General features: G+C 74.6%; 3 protein-coding genes. 1 reads left to right on the plus strand and 2 read right to left on the minus strand.

Annotation, left to right across the window (positions count from 1 at the left end; translation table 11 throughout):
* Together AE652_RS39275 and AE652_RS46990 are read right to left on the minus strand one after the other, a co-directional pair.
* On the minus strand, window positions 1-1,047 hold a 1,047-nt coding region (locus tag AE652_RS39275; RefSeq protein ID WP_049660342.1), incomplete at its 3' end, for an AAA family ATPase.
* A 552-nt stretch (window positions 1,048-1,599) separates the two neighbouring features.
* Window positions 1,600-2,106, minus strand: a complete 507-nt coding sequence (locus AE652_RS46990) for a hypothetical protein (protein WP_159028702.1) — start codon at window positions 2,104-2,106, stop codon at window positions 1,600-1,602.
* Window positions 2,107-2,118: 12 nt separating this feature from the next.
* Between AE652_RS46990 and AE652_RS43325 the strand changes: the two genes are divergently transcribed.
* On the plus strand, window positions 2,119-2,613 hold a 495-nt coding region (locus AE652_RS43325), incomplete at its 3' end, for an AfsR/SARP family transcriptional regulator (RefSeq protein WP_199823215.1).

The raw sequence follows: 2,613 nt of genomic DNA on the forward strand, positions 1-2,613 counted from the left end.
CAGGACGGCGGCGCGGGCGGCCGCGGTGCGCAGCCGTCCCTCGCCGTCCAGCAGTCCGGCGGCGGTGAGCGTGGCGCGGGTCCGGGCGACCGCGTCGGCGCTCTCCCGCTCGCCCAGCAGCCGGGCCACGTCCTCGGCCGGGGCCTCCTCGCCGAGCACGGCCTGGGCCTGGACGACCCGCAGCACGCCGGGGCCGGCCCGGTGGAGGCAGCTCAGCAGGGCCGGGCCGTAGCGCGGTTCGGGCTCGTCGGCGCGGTCGAGGTGCTCCTCGACGAGGGCGTGCAGCAGCAGCGGGTTGCCGCCGGCCACGTCCACCAGGCCGGGGCCGCGGTGCCGGGCGTCCTCCTCGCCCAGGCCCTCGGTGACCAGGCGCAGCGCGCCGGCCCGGGACAGCGGGGCCAGTGCGAGGCGGTGCGCGTGCGGGTGGCGCAGCAGTTCGGCGTGCAGCCGGCGCCGCGCGGGCCACGGGGTGCTGCCGTCGGTGAGGACCAGCAGCACCCGGCTCTGCGGCAGGTGGCGGACGAGGTGGCGCAGGAAGTGCAGGGACGCCTCGTCGGCGTGGCCGATGTCCTCGACGCAGAGCAGCACCGGGGTGTCGGCGGCGGCCGCGAGCAGGGCGGTGGTCAGGTCGCGGCAGGCGCGCAGCAGCGCCGGCGACGGCGGGCCGACCGGGTCGCCGACCGCGCTGCTGCCGTTGAGGGTGCTGCCGTTGAGGGCGGTGCCGTCGGCACTCCCGGCCGGGTCGGCGAGGACGGCCGGGTCGGCCAGCGCGGCCAGCCGCTCGGCGTGCCCGGCGGGCCAGCCGGGGGAGTGGGCGATCCGGTCGGCGATCCCGAAGGGCAGGTCCCGCTCCTGGGCGGAACAGCCCGCGCCCACGACCAGGACTCCGCGCTCGGCGGCCCGGGCGGTGAACACCCGCAGCAGCTCGCTCTTGCCGCTGCCGAGGGGTCCGTCGACCAGTGCCACCCGGCCCGCGCGGCCGAGACATTCGGCGAGCAGGTGGTCGAGTCTGTCGATGTGCGCGTCACGTTCCAGCAGGGAAGGCACCGGGTACCCCCGACCTCGTCTCTTGTAGGCGTCCGGCCGCCGGTCCCCGGCGGCTCCCCCGGGGCGGTGGCGACGGCCACCCGCTCCCGGTCGAACCCATCATGGGGACACCCCGCCCATCGCCCGGGAACTGATCGCTCATGGGCGGGCCACTGCCGCCGGGGCGGCCGGGTGGGCAGGACTGGTCCAGGGTCCTGACGGTCTTTCATCGTCCCTGCTCAGGGGCGTGGAGGAGGCCGAGTGGGCGGCTGGAGGCATGGCGGAGGCCGGCCTCGATGCCGGTGCGGCGGTGATCGCGGAGGGCGTTGATCGCGAGGTCGCGCGGGGTCGCCGTGTTCCCGGGCCCGTGGCCGGTGCTGATCTCGGGGGCGTCCTGGCGGAAGGCGGTGTCGCGGACGGAACGGAGCCGGGGTCTCGACCATGCGGATCACGCGGTCCACGGGGATCACGCGGACCACGGGGATCCACCGGTGACGCCGGCCGGTCCAGCAGGCCGGCGCCGTTGCGACGCCCCCTCGGCCCGCACGCCTGCCCGATCACCGCGACGTCGAATCAGCCCGGCCGGTCGGCGGCGGCGAATTTGCCTCGGGGAATACCGGCAGGGGGGTCGCCATCGATAGCGTAGATCGAAGTCGACGTGCGGTCAACGGAAGGCCCCGGACCGATCTGATGTACCATCGGGCACATTCTCCGGAATGGCTTTCTCCGGAATCGCAGGGAATCAAGGGGGTAGGGGTGCGATTCAACGTTCTGGGGCCGCTTGAAGTGCTCTCCGACGGCACCGACGTGCCCATTCGCGGCCTGCAGCAGAGGGCCCTGCTCGGTGTTCTGCTGCTCCGTGCGAATAGCGTGGTGGGTATCAACGAGATAGTCGCCGCACTCTGGGGCGATGACCGTCCGTCCACGGCGCGGAAAATGGTGCAGAACTCGGTGGCCGGGCTGCGCCGCGCATTCCAGGCGGTCGGGGAGCCGGCGGACGGGAAACCCGCGCTGAATACCACTGTGCCCGGATACGTGCTCAGAATCGAGCCTGAACAGCTCGATCTCACGGAATTTCATGAGCTTGTCACATTGGGCCGGGCCCGACTGGCGGCCGGCGACTGGACGCGGGCCTCGGAACTGCTGCGCCGCGCCCTCGGCCTGTGGCGCGGTCCGGTGCTCGCCGACGTGAGCGACGCCGGGCTCACCTGGCCCGAGCTGGCCGCCCTCCAGGGCACCCGGCTCGCCGTCCACGAGGACTGCATCCAGGCCGAGTTGGCGATGGGGCGGGACCGCGAGCTGATCGGCGAACTGGAGTCCATGCTGGAGGCCGAGCCGACCCGGGAACGCCTGGTCGCCCAGCTGATGGTCGTCCTCTACAACTGCGGGCGCCAGTCCGAGGCGCTGGACCGCTACCGGCGCACCCGGGACCTGCTCGCCGACCGCTTCGGCCTGGAGCCCGGCCGCGACCTGCGACGCCTCCAGCGCGCGATCCTCAGCCACGACCCGGCCCTGGCGCTGCGGCTCACCACCGCCCCGGGCAGCGCGGCGGACTTCCCGCCCCCGGCCGGACCCCGGCCCGCGGCC

The sequence above is a fragment of the Kitasatospora sp. MY 5-36 genome (assembly GCF_001182915.1).
Taxonomy (GTDB): domain Bacteria; phylum Actinomycetota; class Actinomycetes; order Streptomycetales; family Streptomycetaceae; genus Kitasatospora.